Origin of the sequence: Qipengyuania sp. (assembly GCF_965277845.1) — a bacterium.
Lineage (GTDB): Bacteria > Pseudomonadota > Alphaproteobacteria > Sphingomonadales > Sphingomonadaceae > Qipengyuania.
Genome location: NZ_OZ255844.1, coordinates 2,640,364 through 2,655,469, shown reverse-complemented (window position 1 = coordinate 2,655,469; position 15,106 = coordinate 2,640,364). Strand labels below are relative to the sequence as shown.

Here is a 15,106-nt window from a genome sequence, read left to right as displayed (position 1 = left end):
CAGATTGCGGTCTTTCGAAAGGCCGCCAAGAAACGGGAAAAGACATGTCCGGCGATCGAACACTCTCGGCACGACCGCGTTCAAAACCGCCCGAAAGCGGGCAAGGTAACCGTCCTCCGAACCTGCAGGACGCATTCCTGAATTTATTGCGCAAGAACAAGGCGCCGGTGACGATGTTTCTCGTCAAGGGCGTCAAGCTGCAGGGCATCGTAACCTGGTTCGACAATTTCTCGATCCTGCTGCGCCGCGACGGCCAGTCGCAACTGGTCTACAAGCACGCGATCAGCACCATCATGCCCGCGCAGCCGATCGATACCAGCCAGTTCGTCAGCCAGGGCTCGGGTGCCAAGCAGCGCCTGCTGCAGGACGTTTTCCTCAGTCGCGTGCGGCAGGCCGAAGCACAGGTGACGATGTTTCTCGTCAACGGCGTGATGCTGCAGGGCAAAATCGCTGCTTACGACCTGTTCTGCATGCTCCTGGAACGCGACGGCTATGTGCAACTGGCTTACAAGCATGCCGTATCGACGATCCAGCCAGCCACTCCGGTCGATCTGACCGAGGATTGGGAAGAGGACGACAGCTGAGTTTCGACGATGATTTGATGGGCGAGGTCTCCCGCGGGGCGCGGGCCCTCGTGGTGTGTCCGGATATCCGTGGCATGGCCTACGACCTCGATGCCCATTCGCGCCTCGCGGAAGCGGAGGGGCTTGCTCTCGCGATCGGGATAGTGATCGCCGAAAGCTTCGTCCTGCCGGTGCGTGACGTGCGTCCCAATCTCCTGTTCGGCGCCGGGCAGGTCGACAATATCCGGACCTCCTGCGAGCAGAACGAGGCCGAACTGGTCGTCGTCGACGGGGCGCTCAGCCCGATTCAGCAACGCAATCTCGAGGAAAAACTCGGGCGCAAGGTGATCGACCGAACCGGGCTGATCCTGGAAATCTTCGGCGAACGCGCAGCCACCGCGGAAGGTCGCCTGCAGGTCGAACTGGCGCATCTCGATTACCAGCAAAGCCGCCTGGTGCGCAGTTGGACCCACCTCGAACGCCAACGCGGCGGTTTCGGCTTCCTCGGCGGGCCGGGCGAAACGCAGATCGAAGCCGACCGGCGAATGATCCGCCAGCGCATGGGCCGCCTGCGCAAGGAGTTGGAGCAGGTCCGCAAGACGCGTGGCCTGCACCGCGAGCGGCGTGAGCGTGCGCCGTGGCCGGTAGTCGCGCTGGTCGGCTATACCAATGCGGGCAAATCGACGCTGTTCAATCGCCTGACAGGGGCAGGGGTGATGGCGGAGGATCTGCTTTTCGCCACTCTCGACCCGACGATGCGCGCGATTGCCTTGCCGGGGGTCGAGAAGGCGATCCTCTCGGATACGGTCGGGTTTATTTCGGACCTGCCCACACAGCTCGTCGCGGCCTTTCGCGCGACATTGGAGGAAGTGACATCGGCGGATGTCATCTGTCACGTGCGCGACATTTCGAACCCTTCGACTGCTGCGCAGAAGGCGCAAGTGCTGCAGGTCCTACGCGACCTCGACGTCGTCGGGGGGGAGGGGGAGGATGCCTCGATACCGATCCTCGAAGTCTGGAACAAATGGGACCGCCTAACTCCCGAAGCCGCAGACGATCTGGCTGCGCAGGTAGAGGCCGATGAGCATATCGTCGCCACATCTGCTGTAACGGGCGAGGGCGTCGATCTCCTGCTCGAACGGCTAGGAGAAATGCTGACCCGCAATGCCTCGCTTCGAACCTTCGAGGTTCCGGCCAGCGACGGTCGCAGGATCGCTTGGCTGCATGCCCATGGGGAAGTGATCGAGGATGTCGCGGACGATGAGGGCGGCGCCATGCGGCGCATTACGGTGCGGCTCAATCCCAAGGAGCTGGGCCAGTTCGAGGCGATCGGCTAGCCTATCTCGCGCTTGGCGCGCTGCCAGTATTCTTCCTGCGAATCGAGATCGAGACGAGAGAAATCCTCTTGCTCACTTGCAGCTATCTTCTCCATCTTCCTGAAGCGCCTCTCGAATTTTGCATTGGAGGCGCGCAAAGCCTGTTCGGGATCGACGCCGTAACGGCGCACGATGTTGACCGCGGCGAATAGGACGTCGCCGGCCTCCATCAGGCGATCCTCGCCCGTCTTTGCCTGGTCGAGTTCTTCGATTTCTTCCTGAAGCTTCGCGATTGGTCCTTCGACATCGGGCCATTCGAAACCGACTCGTGCCGCTCGTTTTTGGAGCTTGTGCGAACGAAGCAGCGCCGGGAGCGCCTTGGCCACGCCATCCATGGAGCTCGTCGCGCCGGAAGCCGCGCGCTCGGCCGCCTTGAGGTCTTCCCAGCGCCGATCTTCCATAACGCCGCCTTCGTCGCCGAAGATATGCGGATGGCGAGCAACCATCTTGTCCGCAATGTCGCGCGCGACGTCCTCGTAGCCAAAATCTCCGCTTTCTTCGGCCATCCGGGCATGGAAGACGACCTGGAAGAGCAAATCGCCCAATTCGCCGCGCAGGTCGTCCATGTCGGCGCGCTCGATGGCGTCGGCGACTTCGTAGGCTTCCTCGATCGTGTAAGGCGCAATGGTCGCGAAGCTCTGGGCGGTATCCCATTCGCAGCCCGTTTCCGGGTCGCGCAGCCGCGCCATGATTTTCAGCAGTCTGTCGGTCTGGTCGGACATCGGGCCAATCTAGCCAGTGGGGCAGGAGCGCGATAGAGGACGCGCGACACCATCCCCACCCTGACTACTGCGACGATAATATATATTATGTTAAATGAACGATGTCGGGAAACATTGGCTGAGGCGAACGATAGAACGTCGCAGGAGGCCGGCTGATTGGCGTCGGCCCCATCAAATTTCCGCCGTGAACCGCGTCATTTGCATTGCCAATCTCGCTTTCTATGCTGACTAGCTATCGCAAAACTCGCGCCGCCATGCGAATTGCAACAGCGCCAAAGACGGCACCCACAATCCAAGAGGAAATTCTCCCCGATGACAGCCCGAAGCGACACTCCGGTTGCGCCACCCCTGGTCGAACTTCCGATCGAAACGCATGACCGCGGTTTCTACGATGGCTTCAGCCGGGCGGTAACGATCCCATCCAAGGTGATCGTTTCACTGCTGATAATGTGGGCGATCTTTTTCCCGGTCAGTGCAAGCGAGACCCTGACCGCCGCCAATTCGAACATCATCGCCTCCTTCGCGGGCTGGTACGTCTATCTCGTCGCTTTCCTCATGTTCACCTGTTTCATGCTGGCCCTCGTGCCCCAGTCTGGTAACCTGCGCATCGGCAATCCGGGCGAGAAGCCGGAATTCGGGCGTTTTTCCTGGTTCGCGATGCTGTTCGGAGCCGGCATAGGTATTGGATTGCTAACCTATTCGACCGGCGAACCGCTGGCGCATTTCACGGACAATCCAGAAATCATCCGCGGCTCGATCGAGACGCGATCGGCAGAGGCGGTACGCTCTGCCTATACCTTTACATTCCTGCACTGGGGGTTCGCCGCTTGGGCAACCTACGCGCTGGTCGGCCTGGCGATTGGCTATGTCGCCTATCGTCGCAACCTGCCGCTCACGGTTCGCTCGGCGCTTGCACCGCTGTTCGGTCTGCATTTGTCGGGCAGATGGGGTCACCTGATCGATATCGTCGCGGTCGTCGCGACCATTCTCGGAGTGGCCGTGACCATGGGTCTCGGCGTAGAGCAATTCGTGGCCGGCCTCTCTCGCCTCGGGCTTGGCGACTGGCTGCTCGAGCCCGACGGTTCATCTTCGGCCATGGCGATCATCGTGGCCCTGGTAGTCCTCATCGGTGCCTCGACCCTCAGCGCTCTGTCGGGCGTGGGCCGAGGAATCAAGTGGCTGTCGAACCTCAATATGGGCCTGTCGTTCGCGCTCTTGGCCCTGTTCGCCATCGCGGGCTCGGGCTTCTTCGGCCTCCGGCTGCTGGGTGTAGGCCTGTGGGATTACCTGCGCACGCTCGTGCCGAATTCGCTCACTTTGTTCGAGCCCGGCGGCGCATTCGGCGCTGCGCTGGTGCAATGGCAGCTCGACTGGACGGTCTTCTACTGGGCCTGGTGGATCGCTTTTGCACCCTTTGTCGGCATGTTCATCGCGCGCATCTCGCGTGGCCGGACGATCCGTGAATATGTTCTGGGCGTGATCCTAGTGCCCTCGCTCATGTGTTTCGTGTGGATGACCATCGTCGGCGGCACCGCGATCGATCTCGAACTCAGCGGAGCCGCGCAAGGCAGAATCGTCGATACCGGCATTTCCGACCAGCTCTACGCCACGCTTGCCGTGCTACTTGATCCTGCGATCGCCGCGATCGTTTCGGGCCTCGTCGTTGTCCTACTGATGACCTACCTCATCACTTCGACCGACAGCGCAATCCTGATCGTCAACACGATCAACGGGGCGGGAGATACCGAAGGCGCTCGCCGCTTTCACATCCTGTTCTGGGGCGCGGCGCTGGCCTTCATCGTGGGCAGCATGCTGATCCTCGGCGGAATCGATGCGATCCGCATCACCATGATCATCGGAGCCTTGCCGTTCAGTTTCGTCGTGGCCTTGATGGGGGTCTCGATCTTGAAGGCGGTTGCCTTCGACATTCGCCGCAAGCGTCATGGCGTCCCGACTACTGCGGATGGCTGCGCGGATATGGAAGTCCAGAAGTAACGGAATTCTCGGCGTATTCTCTACGCCAGTGCTTCATCGCCATGCGATCCAATCGACGCCCAAAGTGCGATTAGCGCACCATATCGATGAACAGGATCACGATTGCGAAGATGCCTGCCCACGCGCCCGCCATGAAGAAGCCTTTCTTCCATCCCACATTGTGCGAACGAAAACCCGACGCGATGAAGATCAAGAAGCCGACCAGCGAGACCAGGGAAACGATCTGATACTCGTTCATGCCACCATCTCCAGTCCGTCATACCCGACCGTGACGTGATCGGGGACCTCGGCGCATAGGCTGCGATAATCCATGCTTTTGTCCATATGCGTTAGTACCGTCCTGCGAACCTTGGCCTTGCGCGCCAGCTCAAGGGCCATGTCGAGATTGGCATGTGTGGGATGCGGTCGCCTGCGAAGGCAGTCCACAACGAGTATGTCGGCGCGTTCGAAGCAGCGGACCATGGCGGGCGTTATCTCGCTGAAGTCGGTAGCGTAGACAATCGACTTGCCATCCGCTTCGAAACGGAAACCGGTACTGGTCACCGGCCCGTGCGGCATCTCGACATGGTCGAAGGAGAAACCCGCAACCAATTGAACGCTCGCGATATCCTTGAGCCCGACGATTGTAGGATAGCCGAACTGGCCCTCGAAGACGTAGTCGAAACGCCGGCGCAGCCGCTCGCAGGTGACCTTGCTGGCAAATCCGGGCAATGGGTTGCTGCGATCATAGCGCATGACGCGCAGATCATCGATGCCGTGGCAATGGTCCGCATGGTCGTGCGTCCAGAAAACCGCGTCGACTTTTTCGATCCGATTGGCCAACAATTGAGCGCGCAGATCGGTCGAGGTGTCGACCAGTATCTTCTGGCCCGTGTCGTTCTCGACGATGATCGACACACGCGAGCGGCGATTGCGCGGTTCGCGGGGATCGCATTCGCCCCAGTCATTGCCGATCCGCGGCACCCCGGTAGAGGTGCCCGAGCCGAGCATCAGCAGCTTCATGCGGTCGCCTTGTTGAACAGCGTGTAGAAGTTTCGTGTGGTGTAGCCTGCCAACTCGTCGAGGCTTTCGGAGCGCAGATCGGCGAGGAACTGCGCCGTGTCACGCACGTAACCTGGCTCGCACGTCTTGCCGCGATGCGGGACGGGCGCGAGGAACGGGCTGTCGGTTTCGACCAGCAACCGGTCCTCGGGCACGCCCTTGGCAAAATGCTGCAAGTCCTTCGCGTTCTTGAAGGTGACGATGCCCGAGATAGAAACCGATAGGCCGAGGTCGAGCACACGCTCGCCGAACTCGGCCGAGGCGGTGAAACAGTGGATCAGCGCGGGGAAGGCCCCCTTCCCCAATTCATCCTCTAGTATTGCCAGCGTGTCCTCTTCCGCATCGCGCGTGTGGATGATCACGGGTAGCTGAACCTCACGCGCCACATCGATGTGGAGGCGGAAAAGCCTCTGCTGCGCCTCGCGGTCCGAATGGTCGTAAAAATAGTCGAGGCCAGTTTCGCCAATACCGACGACCTTGGTATCGCGGGTCGCCTCGAGCAATTCTTCGCGGGTCAGGTCGAGATGCTGGTCCGCATGGTGCGGGTGGATCCCGACGCTGGCGAAGACATCGGGCTTGGCCTGCGCCGTGCCGACGACCTGACCCCACTCCGCCCGCTTGGTCGAGATATTGAGGAAAGTCTGAACACCCGCGTCCCGTGCGCGATCGAGCACACCGGCTTGGTCATCGACCAGGCCTTCGTATTCGAGGTGGCAATGGCTGTCGACCAGCATCAGGCCGGCTCCTCGGCCAGTAACTCGAGACGCGGGAAGACAGGGGTGGGTTTGGCGATCGCGTGCCCGGCGGAAACGAGAGCGTGGAACCACCCGGCATCGGCGAGATCGGCGTAGCTGCGACGATCTGCATCGACACCGAGTTGGTCGAGCACCGCAGCGGCTTTCTCCGGCACCACGGGCTGGATCGCGATGGCGAGGTCGCGAATGGCGATGAAAAGTGTCTGCAGCACGGCCTTCATGCGCTCCGGATCGGCTTTCTTGAGCGCCCAGGGCGCCTGCTCGTCGACATAGGCATTGCAGGCGTAAACGGCCTTGAGCCAGGCTTCGATCCCGACCGAAAAGGCGAACTGATCGAATTGGCGCGGCAAGGTTTCGGCGCACGCTTCGCCTACCTTGGCGAGCAGCGCCTTGTCGTCACCCTCCGGCTCGAAGGTCTCGAGCTTGCCGTTCATGTTCTTGGCGATCATCGAAAGCGTGCGCTGCGCGAGGTTTCCGAAGCTGTTCGCAAGCTCTGAATTGACCTTATTTACAAGCGCTTCCGCCGAATAGCTTCCATCTTGTCCGAAGGTAACCTCGGCCATCAGGAAATAGCGCAACGCGTCGACGCCGAATTTGTCGGCCAGTTCCATCGGATCGGTCACATTGCCGGCCGATTTCGATTCCTTGACTCCGCGGTTGAGCAGGAAGCCGTGTCCGAAGACCTTTTTCGGCAAGGGCAGGTCCGCACTCATCAGGAATGCGGGCCAGTAGATCGTGTGGAAGCGGACGATGTCCTTGCCGATCAGGTGGAGGTCGGCGGGCCAGAATTTGTCCCACAACTCGCCGCCATCGGGGTAGCCTACGCCGGTAATGTAGTTGGTCAGCGCATCGACCCAGACGTACATTACGTGGTCGTCGCTATTGGGCACCTTCACGCCCCAGTCGAAACTTGTGCGGCTGACGGAGAGGTCCTGCAGCCCGCGCTCGACAAAGGCGATCATCTCGTTGCGGCGGCTTGCCGGTTCGAGGAAACCCGGTGTGTTGAGCAATTCGAGCAGCGGTTCGGCATATTGGGAAAGGCGGAAGAACCATGTTTCTTCTTCGGTCCATTCGACCGGCGTGCCTTGGGGCGAGAGCTTTTCGCCCCCCTCGCCTTCGACGAGTTCTTTCTCGTCATAATAGGCCTCGTCCCGGACCGAGTACCAGCCTTCGTAGCGGTCGAGATAGAGGTCGCCTTTCGCCTCCATCGCCTGCCAGATGGCCTGGCTGGCGCGATGGTGGTCGGCATCGGTAGTACGGATGAACCGATCGTAGGAGATGTTCAAGACATCGAACAGCTCCCTGAAATGGCCGGACATTTCATCCGCCAGCTCACGCGGGGTCTTGCCCAGTTCGCGCGCCTTCTGGGCCATTTTCAAACCATGCTCGTCGGTGCCGGTCTGGAAACGCACTTCACGTCCACGCAGGCGCTGGAAGCGGGCGATTACGTCGGCCGCGATCGTCTCATAGGCATGGCCGATATGCGGCTTGCCGTTGGGATAGTGGATCGCGGTGGTAAGGTAATAGGGTTCAGCCATCGGCCCGCTCGCTAGCCGCAGCCGCCTTCGCGAGCAAGGTACCGATTTCCATTGCGAGCAGTCCGGCATCGAAATTATAGGTCGGCTGCTCGCCCGTGAGCCGGACGAGTTCACCATGCGTGTCGATAACCGGCCGCGGGTCGGCTATCGGGCCGTCCAGACGTTGAGCGATCACCGAACGCGCGAGTTCGAGCACCGCGCGGATGCGATCGCGATCGGGCCGCGCGCCGATCAGTCCGGCAAGCGTGCCGCGCAACCGAAAATCCGCATCGCCGCGCTCGAGAATATCGCGCATCGCCTGCGCGACCTTGCCCAGCTCCATGTCGACGAATTGCAGCGCGGCGCCCGGCGATCCGGCGGCAGCGGCAATGGCGGCCGCGCGGGTTGGATCGTCGGCCTGGGGCGAAAGGTCGCGCAGCAGCCGGTCCATCTCGGAATCGGGAATGGTCGGGAACCGCAGCACGCGGCAGCGCGAACGGATTGTCGGCAGGAGCCGTGCGGGACTGTGCGCGACCAGCAGAAAATAGGTCCCGACCGGCGGTTCCTCGAGGCTCTTGAGCAGGGCATTGGCCGCGTTGCGTTCGAGGTCGTCTGCCGGATCGATGATGATCGCGCGCCGCTCTCCCATTGTCGGACGCGTGCCGAGGCGGGACTGCATCGCGCGGATTTGCGCGATGCGGATGCTGCGCGCCAGCTCGAAGGGTTTGCCGTCGGCGCGCTTCCGCTCTTCCTTGTCGTCCTTGGGCGCATAGGTGAGCGTGTGGATATCGGGATGGTGCGCCCCCTCCCCATCCGCCGCGCCCACGAGTTCGCGTGCCGCGGAGAGCGCGAAGCTGCCCTTGCCCACGCCGCGCCGCCCGGCGAGCAGCCATGCATGGTGCATCCGCTCACCGGCCATCGCCTTGCGCCATTCACGCCATGCTTCATCGTGCCCGAGCAACATCACCCGGTCCCCGCCAGGCGGTAGCCAACCGTTTCGAGAACCCGTTGGTGCACCTCTTCGACCGAGCCGCTGCCATCGACAACCGCGAACTGATCCGGTTCCGCACGCGCAAAGTCGAGGAAAGCCGCATTAACCGCGGTATGATAGTCGGCTGTCCGCCCGCCGATGGCATCGCTGGTGGCGCCATCCCGCGCAGCGAGGCGGTCGGCGACATCGGCGGTCGGCACGTCGATCACGATGGTAAGGTCGGGCAGCAGACCGGCGCTTCCGAATTCATGCAGTGCTCTTACCGCGTCATCGCCGAGACCTCCCGCAACGCCTTGGTAGGCGCGGCTCGAATCGAGAAAGCGGTCGCAAATCACCCAGGTCCCGCGATCGAGCGCCGGACGGATCTTGCGCGCCACGTGGTCGGCGCGCGCTGCGGCGAAGAGCAATGCCTCTGCCTCCAATGTCCATCCCTCGCCCGGCGGTGCCAAGAGAAGCTCGCGGATTGCCTCGGCACCCGGCGTGCCGCCCGGCTCGCGCGTCTGCTCGACCGTCAGGCCGCGCTCGCGCAGGTGTTCGGCAAGCAGGCGGGCCTGTGTCGATTTGCCCATGCCCTCGCCGCCCTCGAACGCGATGAAACGACCGCGGCTCACGTAATCCAACTCCGGAAAGCGTTGAACACGCGCTGGAGCATCGTCGCATCGAGCACTTCCTCGCTCGCCACCAGCGGTACGCGGTGTTCGGGCATCCCGGCGATCGTGACGACCAGCTCGGCCACCTGCTCACCCTGGGCGATGGGCGCCCGCAACGGGCCTTCGTACCGCAGCGAAAGGGCGACCTCGGGATCGGTCCCTTTGGGTATGGAAATCCGCACGCCGCTCGGCGCCTCGAGCCCCACCTCGGGAGCGCCGCCGCCCTGCACGCGGGCGCTCGCGATCCGTGCCTCGGGGGCGAAGAGGGTCTTGCCCTCGAACGCCTGATAACCCCATTCGATCAAGGATCGCGAAGCGTGCGCGCGTTCGCGACTTCCGGGGCTTCCCGCAACAACCATAATCAGTCGCCTGCCGTCGCGTTGCGCCGATCCCAGGAAACCGAAGCCAGCCTGGTTGGTGTAACCGGTCTTGATGCCGTCGGCGCCGCGCACCACGCCCGAAATCGGATCGTGGTTGCGCTGCGCGATTCCGTTGTATTTCAGTTCGCTGGCGCCGACGAAATGGCGATATTTGGACGGATGACGCGTCACCATGGCCTGAGCCAGAGTGCCCAGGTCGCGCGCGGTCACGAAGGTCCTGCCCTCGTCCATCCAGCCATTGGGATTGCCGAAATGGCTGTTCGCCATCCCGATTTCACTGGCCTTTGCATTCATTGCCGCGACCCAGTCCTCGACCGATCCGGCCGCCCCTTCGGCTAGGACGATTGCGCCGTCATTGGCCGATACTGTCGTTACACCGTGTATCAGGTCATCCACCGTGACCCGCGCATCGGCAGGGAGGAACATGGTCGATCCCTTGCGGCTCCATTGCCGGAAGGTTTCCGGCCTGATGCCGTAGACCTGTTCGGGAAAAATCCTCCCCTCCTCCATCCATTCGAAAGTGAGGAATGTCGTCATCACCTTGGTGATCGAGGCGGGCATGAAACGCCGGTCGATATCGCGTTCGAACAGGGCCTGACCGCTCGATGCATCGAGCAGGTAGGCGATCGGTGCATCGTTTTCGTTCGGAACCGCTGGTGCAGGCGATTTCTGGGCACCCACCGGCGCCGCGAGCATTGCCGTTGCGAGGGCAGCTAACGATTTCACGCAGTAACGCAAGTGTGCTCCCGTGCCGGGCGAGAGCCGCGGCGTATCAGTCGATTAATCGGATCAGGGCGTCGCTATAACCGCGCTCGCGGAGCTTGGCGAGCGCCTGCTCGGCCTGTCCACGGGTTGCGAATGGTCCGACTCTCACCAGCGCGAGACTGCCGCTGGTTTCGACATAGCCCTGAACTTCGCGGGCCAGGCGATCGGCATTCCCACGTATGGCGAAGGCTCCAAGCTGGATGGCAAACCGGCCATCCGGGTCGGTCGGAACCATCACGGGTGCACGCGCCGGACCGCCATCGACCGCCATCGGCAATTGCGGGCGTAAGACCTCAGGCGCGGGGGCGGCAGGTTGCTCGTTCACATCGTCTGGTGCGGCAGCAGTCACGGCGGCCTCCTCGTCGGGATCGAGTGTGGCGATGGTGCCGGGCGTTGGCACGACCCCGCTGACCTGTGTCTGGCGGGGATCGCCTAACGGAGCCGAACCGCGTGCGGGCAGGCGCCGTTTGAGGACTTCGAGCAGGCCCGTGGGCGTATCCATGCGCAGCGGCGCCTCACGCCCCGCGCGCAGGTCTGCCCGGTGTTCCTCTGGCGGATTGACTCGGCGCATTCGGATGGGGGCACCCTCGCCCACGCGAAGCTGTGTCAGCGCCGCGCTCGACAGGGCCAGCAGCCGGTCGTTGGTCATCGGACCGCGCCGTTCGAGCCGCACGAGGATGGTCCGTCCCGTATCGAGCGCGGTAACCTCGACATAGCTCGGCAAGGGGAGCGTGCGATGCGCGCCGGTCACGCCCATCGCTCCGGGCTCGTCGCCCGTCACGTAGCCGACCTGGTCGTAATTGAGCGTATCGACCGGCGTGTAGGTCACGCCATCGATGGTAAACGGATCGCCGAGGACGATCGGGTAATCCGCTGCCGGACCGTTCTCGATGGAGCGTGTCGCCGGTGCCGGCGCCGTCTGCGCAGTGCTCGCGCATGCGCCGAGACCGATCGCGCCAAGTCCCGCCAATGCAGCGAAAACGATCCTATTCGGCAATCTCATCGGCCAGCAGCCCCACACTCATCGCGTAATAATTAGAGCAGTTGTATTCGAGGATGACCCGATAATTCGAGGTTAACAACCACGCCGATGTCCCCGGCCCATCGGGCTGGAAGAGAGTCACCAACACATCGTCGTCGATCGCGCGCTGGGGCTGCACGCCCAGATCGCGCCATTCGCGCACGGTCTTGTAGACGCTGTGGCGCCCATGAACGCGCGAACAGACCGGCGCGACCAGCCGGGTTCGATAGGCCGAGACGTCGAAGCCGGAGGGAACGTAGGCGCCCACCCCCCATGGCTGCCCTGTCCGCCAGCCCGAGTCGCGAAAATAGTTGGCGATCGATGCCAGGGCGTCGGCCCCGTTGTTCATGATATCGGCGCGGCCATCGCCATTCCCGTCGGCCGCGAGGCGCAGATAGACGGAGGGAAGGAATTGCGGATTGCCGAAGGCGCCCGCCCAGCTGCCTTTCAACTCGCTTCTGGAATAGCCTTTATCGGCGACCTTCATCAGCGCGACCCATTCGCCCGCGAACAGATCGCGCCGCCGCCCCTCCCAGGCCAGCGTGGCCAGCGCCTGAGACAGGTCGAACCCGCCCTTTACCGCGCCATAGGCGGTCTCGTGCCCCCAGATCGCGACGAGGATTTCGCTCGGCACGCCGTATTCGCGCTCGATCGCGCGAAGGGTGCGCGACCAGCTTGCATGCGCATCGCGCCCTCCCCGGATACGCGCCGCATCGACATGCCGTGCGATATAGGGAGCTAGCGCTGGATAGCCCGCGCGCGTCGGGGCTCCGGGCTGGCCGCGATCGAGTTCGATCACGCGGTAGTTCGGTTCCAGCCCGGCGGTCATGCGCTGCAACGTGGTCTCGCTGACGCCCTCGGCGCGGGCCCGAGCGATGAGCAACTGGAGATAGGCATCGAAACTCAGGCTGCCCTGCGCCTGTGCCGGCATTGCGGGGAGAGAGAGGGCGAGCGCCCCGAGGGCGGCGAGCAAGCGGCGTGAAATCATGCGGCGATTGTCGCAGAGCGAAGCTTAACGGCAAGTGTCATTTACCGAATACCAAGAACCTCTTGTCGATGTTCCCGCAAGGGACGTGACAATCTTCGCCGATGTGACTAGCGAGGGCGCGCTCGCGGACAGGTGGCAGAGCGGTTGAATGCACCGGTCTTGAAAACCGGCAAGGGTGCAAGCCCTTCGTGGGTTCGAATCCCACCCTGTCCGCCAGCTACTCCTTCTCTTCCCCGGATTTGCGAATCAGCGACTGCGCCTGACGGTCCTTCTTCGGATAGTCCGCGGGATCGACCGCCGACTGGTTCTTCAGCGCCCGGTGATCCTTGATGATCGCGCTGTCGCCGGATTCTGCGCCGGCGTCCTTCTCGCCCTGCTGCCGGGGCCTGTCAGGGTTTCTCATTGGTATCTCCTTTCAGCACCAACGCCCGAGCCGGCAAGCGGTTGCACATCAGCGGCCGCGCTGCGCGATCTCGTCCATTGCATCGCGCAGCTTGGGATCCCACTCGGCCTTCAATTCCCTGATCTTGGCGAGCAGTTCCTCGTTCTCATAGGGCGGGATGTCGAGCCGATAGGCATCGGCGACTTCGCGCATCGATGTGCGGTCCATCTCCTCGAAGGCGTCGGCCATCGCGATCGCGGCCTGCCGGTCGTGCCCCAATGCCTCGTAGACCGAACGGCCCATTCGCAAGGCGCTGTCGTAGGTCTCGCGGATGATGTCGCGGCAGCCCATTGCCCACAGGTGGTAGACATGGTCGCGGTCCTTGGCGCGGGCGACGACGTGGAGCTTGGGGAAGTTGTCGCAGGCATAGCGCACGAGCTTGTCGATCTGCTCGCGCTCGTCGAGCGCGACGACGAGGATCCGCGCACGCTCGATCCCGGCGCTCGCCAGCAGGTCGGGCCGCGTTGCATCGCCGTAATAGGTGGTGATGCCGAACTTCTTGAGGTTTTCCAGATGCTGGCTGTTGTAGTCGATCACGGTTGCGCGGTGCCCTGCGGCGTCGAGCATGCGATCGACTATCCCGCCGACCCGCCCCCGCCCGGCGATGATGATCGGGTTCTCCTCCTCGATCGGGTCGGCCTCGTCGGGCGCCTGGCCGGTGCAGTAGGCATGCGCGATCAGCTTGTCGTAGAGGATGAACAGCAGCGGGGTGACGAGCATGGTCAGCGCCACCACCAGCAGCAACTGGTCGGCAAAGGCCTGGTCGAACACGGCGTTGGCGACGCCGAAGGCGATCAGCACGAAGGCGAATTCGCCCGCCTGGGGCAGGCTCAGGCAGAACAGCCACAAGGCCTGGCGGCGCAGGCCGTAGAGCCAGCCGACGACCAGCAGCACCGCCATCTTGGCCGCGATCGTCACGGCCGCCCAGAAGACCACCGATTGCCAGATGGTGCTGGCCAGCACGAAGTCGATTCCCGCGCCGACCGTGATGAAGAACAGCCCGAGCAGCAGGCCCTTGAACGGGTTGATGTCGCTTTCGAGTTCGTGGCGGTATTCGCTGGTTGCGAGCACCACGCCCGCCACGAAAGCGCCGAGCGCGGGCGATAGCCCCACGAGCGACATCAGCAGCGCGATCCCGATCACCACCAGCAGCGCCGCGGCGGTAAACAGCTCGCGCAGGTTCGCCTTGGCGATATAGCGGAACAGCGGACGGATTGCGTAGATGCCGATGGCGATCACTGCGGCGACCGCGCCGATCCGCGTCACGCCGGCCAGCCATCCCGGCATATGCGCGGTGAGGTCGATACCGCCATGCGCGCCGCCCCCGCCATACGCCGCAGCAGCGCCGGCAAGCTCCGGCACGGCAAGCAGCGGCAGCAGCGCGAGGATCGGGATGACCGCCACATCCTGCACCAGCAGCACCGAGAAGCTGGCTTCTCCGCCCTCGGTCCTAAGCAGCCCTTTCTCGGTCAGTGTCTGGACGATGATCGCGGTCGAGCTGAGCGCCAGCACCATCCCGATCGCCAGCGCGGTCTGCCAGGGCTGGCTGTCGATCAGCGCAATCCCGGTGATGATCAGTGTGGTCAGCAGCACCTGTCCGCCGCCCAGCCCGGCCAGCTTGCCGCGCATCGCCCACAACCGCCTAGGTTCCATCTCGAGACCGATGATGAACAGCATCATCACCACGCCGAACTCGGCGAAAACCTGCAGCGCCTCGACATCGACATCGAACCGCGCAAGCAGCGGGCTGATCGCCATGCCTGCCAGCAGGTAGCCGAGCACCGAACCGAGCCCGAACCGGCTCGCCAGCGGCACCGCCAGCACGCCGGCGACGAGGATCATGAAGGCGAGGATCAGGAAGCTCGTCACTCTTGTCGCACCCTCCCCCTCGACCTCGCCC

General features: G+C 63.2%; 15 protein-coding genes and 1 tRNA gene. 4 read left to right on the top strand and 12 right to left on the bottom strand.

Going from position 1 to position 15,106, the window contains the following annotated elements; translation table 11 throughout:
* Window positions 1–44: 44 nt before the first annotated feature.
* Both hfq and hflX read left to right on the top strand, forming a co-directional pair.
* The gene (gene hfq / locus ACQY4G_RS12995; protein ID WP_291171105.1) at window positions 45–584 is read left to right on the top strand and encodes an RNA chaperone Hfq; all 540 of its coding nucleotides are present in this window, start codon (window positions 45–47) and stop codon (window positions 582–584) included.
* A gap of 17 nt (window positions 585–601) precedes the next feature.
* Window positions 602–1,900, top strand: a complete 1,299-nt coding sequence (gene hflX, locus ACQY4G_RS12990) for a GTPase HflX (RefSeq protein WP_421991448.1) — start codon at window positions 602–604, stop codon at window positions 1,898–1,900.
* Here the strand turns inward: hflX and mazG are convergent.
* Window positions 1,897–2,661, bottom strand: coding sequence for a nucleoside triphosphate pyrophosphohydrolase (gene mazG / locus ACQY4G_RS12985; RefSeq protein ID WP_421991446.1), 765 nt, complete (start codon window positions 2,659–2,661; stop codon window positions 1,897–1,899). The two genes, hflX and mazG, sit on opposite strands and share 4 nt — an antisense overlap.
* Window positions 2,662–2,973: 312 nt before the next feature.
* On the opposite strand from mazG, the gene ACQY4G_RS12980 reads away from it, so the two are divergent.
* Window positions 2,974–4,656, top strand: coding sequence for a BCCT family transporter (locus ACQY4G_RS12980; RefSeq protein WP_421991444.1), 1,683 nt, complete (start codon window positions 2,974–2,976; stop codon window positions 4,654–4,656).
* Window positions 4,657–4,726: 70 nt separating this feature from the next.
* Here the strand turns inward: ACQY4G_RS12980 and ACQY4G_RS12975 are convergent, their stop codons facing one another.
* Genes ACQY4G_RS12975 through ACQY4G_RS12935 form a run of 9 tightly spaced genes read right to left on the bottom strand, consistent with a single transcriptional unit; the run spans window position 4,727 to window position 12,764 of the window.
* Window positions 4,727–4,894, bottom strand: a complete 168-nt coding sequence (locus tag ACQY4G_RS12975) for a hypothetical protein (protein ID WP_157075049.1) — start codon at window positions 4,892–4,894, stop codon at window positions 4,727–4,729.
* Window positions 4,891–5,658: an MBL fold metallo-hydrolase gene (locus ACQY4G_RS12970; RefSeq protein WP_421991442.1), complete on the bottom strand. Its 768-nt coding sequence runs from the start codon at window positions 5,656–5,658 to the stop codon at window positions 4,891–4,893. Before ACQY4G_RS12970 ends, ACQY4G_RS12975 begins: the two co-directional genes overlap by 4 nt.
* The gene (locus ACQY4G_RS12965; RefSeq protein ID WP_421991440.1) at window positions 5,655–6,431 is read right to left on the bottom strand and encodes a TatD family hydrolase; all 777 of its coding nucleotides are present in this window, start codon (window positions 6,429–6,431) and stop codon (window positions 5,655–5,657) included. The genes ACQY4G_RS12970 and ACQY4G_RS12965 overlap by 4 nt, the downstream gene beginning before the upstream one ends.
* Window positions 6,431–7,990, bottom strand: coding sequence for a methionine--tRNA ligase (gene metG, locus ACQY4G_RS12960; RefSeq protein ID WP_421991438.1), 1,560 nt, complete (start codon window positions 7,988–7,990; stop codon window positions 6,431–6,433). The genes ACQY4G_RS12965 and metG overlap by 1 nt, the downstream gene beginning before the upstream one ends.
* Window positions 7,983–8,933, bottom strand: a complete 951-nt coding sequence (locus tag ACQY4G_RS12955) for a DNA polymerase III subunit delta' (RefSeq protein WP_421991436.1) — start codon at window positions 8,931–8,933, stop codon at window positions 7,983–7,985. Before ACQY4G_RS12955 ends, metG begins: the two co-directional genes overlap by 8 nt.
* Window positions 8,933–9,571 carry a dTMP kinase gene (tmk, locus tag ACQY4G_RS12950; RefSeq protein WP_421991434.1) on the bottom strand — a complete coding sequence of 213 codons (639 nt, stop codon included), beginning with the start codon at window positions 9,569–9,571 and terminating at the stop codon, window positions 8,933–8,935. Before tmk ends, ACQY4G_RS12955 begins: the two co-directional genes overlap by 1 nt.
* The gene (locus ACQY4G_RS12945; protein ID WP_421991432.1) at window positions 9,568–10,716 is read right to left on the bottom strand and encodes a D-alanyl-D-alanine carboxypeptidase family protein; all 1,149 of its coding nucleotides are present in this window, start codon (window positions 10,714–10,716) and stop codon (window positions 9,568–9,570) included. Before ACQY4G_RS12945 ends, tmk begins: the two co-directional genes overlap by 4 nt.
* A gap of 46 nt (window positions 10,717–10,762) precedes the next feature.
* Window positions 10,763–11,758 carry an SPOR domain-containing protein gene (locus ACQY4G_RS12940; protein ID WP_421991430.1) on the bottom strand — a complete coding sequence of 332 codons (996 nt, stop codon included), beginning with the start codon at window positions 11,756–11,758 and terminating at the stop codon, window positions 10,763–10,765.
* Entirely contained in the window at window positions 11,742–12,764 is a 1,023-nt protein-coding gene (locus tag ACQY4G_RS12935) for a lytic murein transglycosylase (RefSeq protein WP_421991428.1), read from the bottom strand. The genes ACQY4G_RS12940 and ACQY4G_RS12935 overlap by 17 nt, the downstream gene beginning before the upstream one ends.
* Window positions 12,765–12,890: 126 nt before the next feature.
* Between ACQY4G_RS12935 and ACQY4G_RS12930 the strand changes: the two genes are divergently transcribed.
* Window positions 12,891–12,980 (top strand) — tRNA-Ser (locus ACQY4G_RS12930).
* A 1-nt stretch (window position 12,981) separates the two neighbouring features.
* Here ACQY4G_RS12930 and ACQY4G_RS12925 read toward each other — a convergent pair.
* Window positions 12,982–13,167, bottom strand: a complete 186-nt coding sequence (locus tag ACQY4G_RS12925) for a hypothetical protein (RefSeq protein ID WP_421991426.1) — start codon at window positions 13,165–13,167, stop codon at window positions 12,982–12,984.
* Between the two features lie 48 nt (window positions 13,168–13,215).
* On the bottom strand, window positions 13,216–15,075 hold the full coding sequence (locus ACQY4G_RS12920; RefSeq protein ID WP_421991424.1) for a cation:proton antiporter: 1,860 nt from the start codon (window positions 15,073–15,075) through the stop codon (window positions 13,216–13,218).
* Between the last annotated feature and the right edge of the window lie 31 nt (window positions 15,076–15,106).

What these genes read in the sequence shown, in the direction of transcription:
- hfq (WP_291171105.1), top strand. Translation starts at nt 45, where the DNA reads ATGTCCGGCGATCGAACACTCTCGGCACGACCGCGTTCAAAACCGCCC.
- hflX (WP_421991448.1), top strand. Translation starts at nt 602, where the DNA reads ATGGGCGAGGTCTCCCGCGGGGCGCGGGCCCTCGTGGTGTGTCCGGAT.
- mazG (WP_421991446.1), bottom strand. Translation starts at nt 2,661, where the DNA reads ATGTCCGACCAGACCGACAGACTGCTGAAAATCATGGCGCGGCTGCGC.
- ACQY4G_RS12980 (WP_421991444.1), top strand. Translation starts at nt 2,974, where the DNA reads ATGACAGCCCGAAGCGACACTCCGGTTGCGCCACCCCTGGTCGAACTT.
- ACQY4G_RS12975 (WP_157075049.1), bottom strand. Translation starts at nt 4,894, where the DNA reads ATGAACGAGTATCAGATCGTTTCCCTGGTCTCGCTGGTCGGCTTCTTG.
- ACQY4G_RS12970 (WP_421991442.1), bottom strand. Translation starts at nt 5,658, where the DNA reads ATGAAGCTGCTGATGCTCGGCTCGGGCACCTCTACCGGGGTGCCGCGG.
- ACQY4G_RS12965 (WP_421991440.1), bottom strand. Translation starts at nt 6,431, where the DNA reads ATGCTGGTCGACAGCCATTGCCACCTCGAATACGAAGGCCTGGTCGAT.
- metG (WP_421991438.1), bottom strand. Translation starts at nt 7,990, where the DNA reads ATGGCTGAACCCTATTACCTTACCACCGCGATCCACTATCCCAACGGC.
- ACQY4G_RS12955 (WP_421991436.1), bottom strand. Translation starts at nt 8,933, where the DNA reads ATGTTGCTCGGGCACGATGAAGCATGGCGTGAATGGCGCAAGGCGATG.
- ACQY4G_RS12940 (WP_421991430.1), bottom strand. Translation starts at nt 11,758, where the DNA reads ATGAGATTGCCGAATAGGATCGTTTTCGCTGCATTGGCGGGACTTGGC.
- ACQY4G_RS12935 (WP_421991428.1), bottom strand. Translation starts at nt 12,764, where the DNA reads ATGATTTCACGCCGCTTGCTCGCCGCCCTCGGGGCGCTCGCCCTCTCT.
- ACQY4G_RS12925 (WP_421991426.1), bottom strand. Translation starts at nt 13,167, where the DNA reads ATGAGAAACCCTGACAGGCCCCGGCAGCAGGGCGAGAAGGACGCCGGC.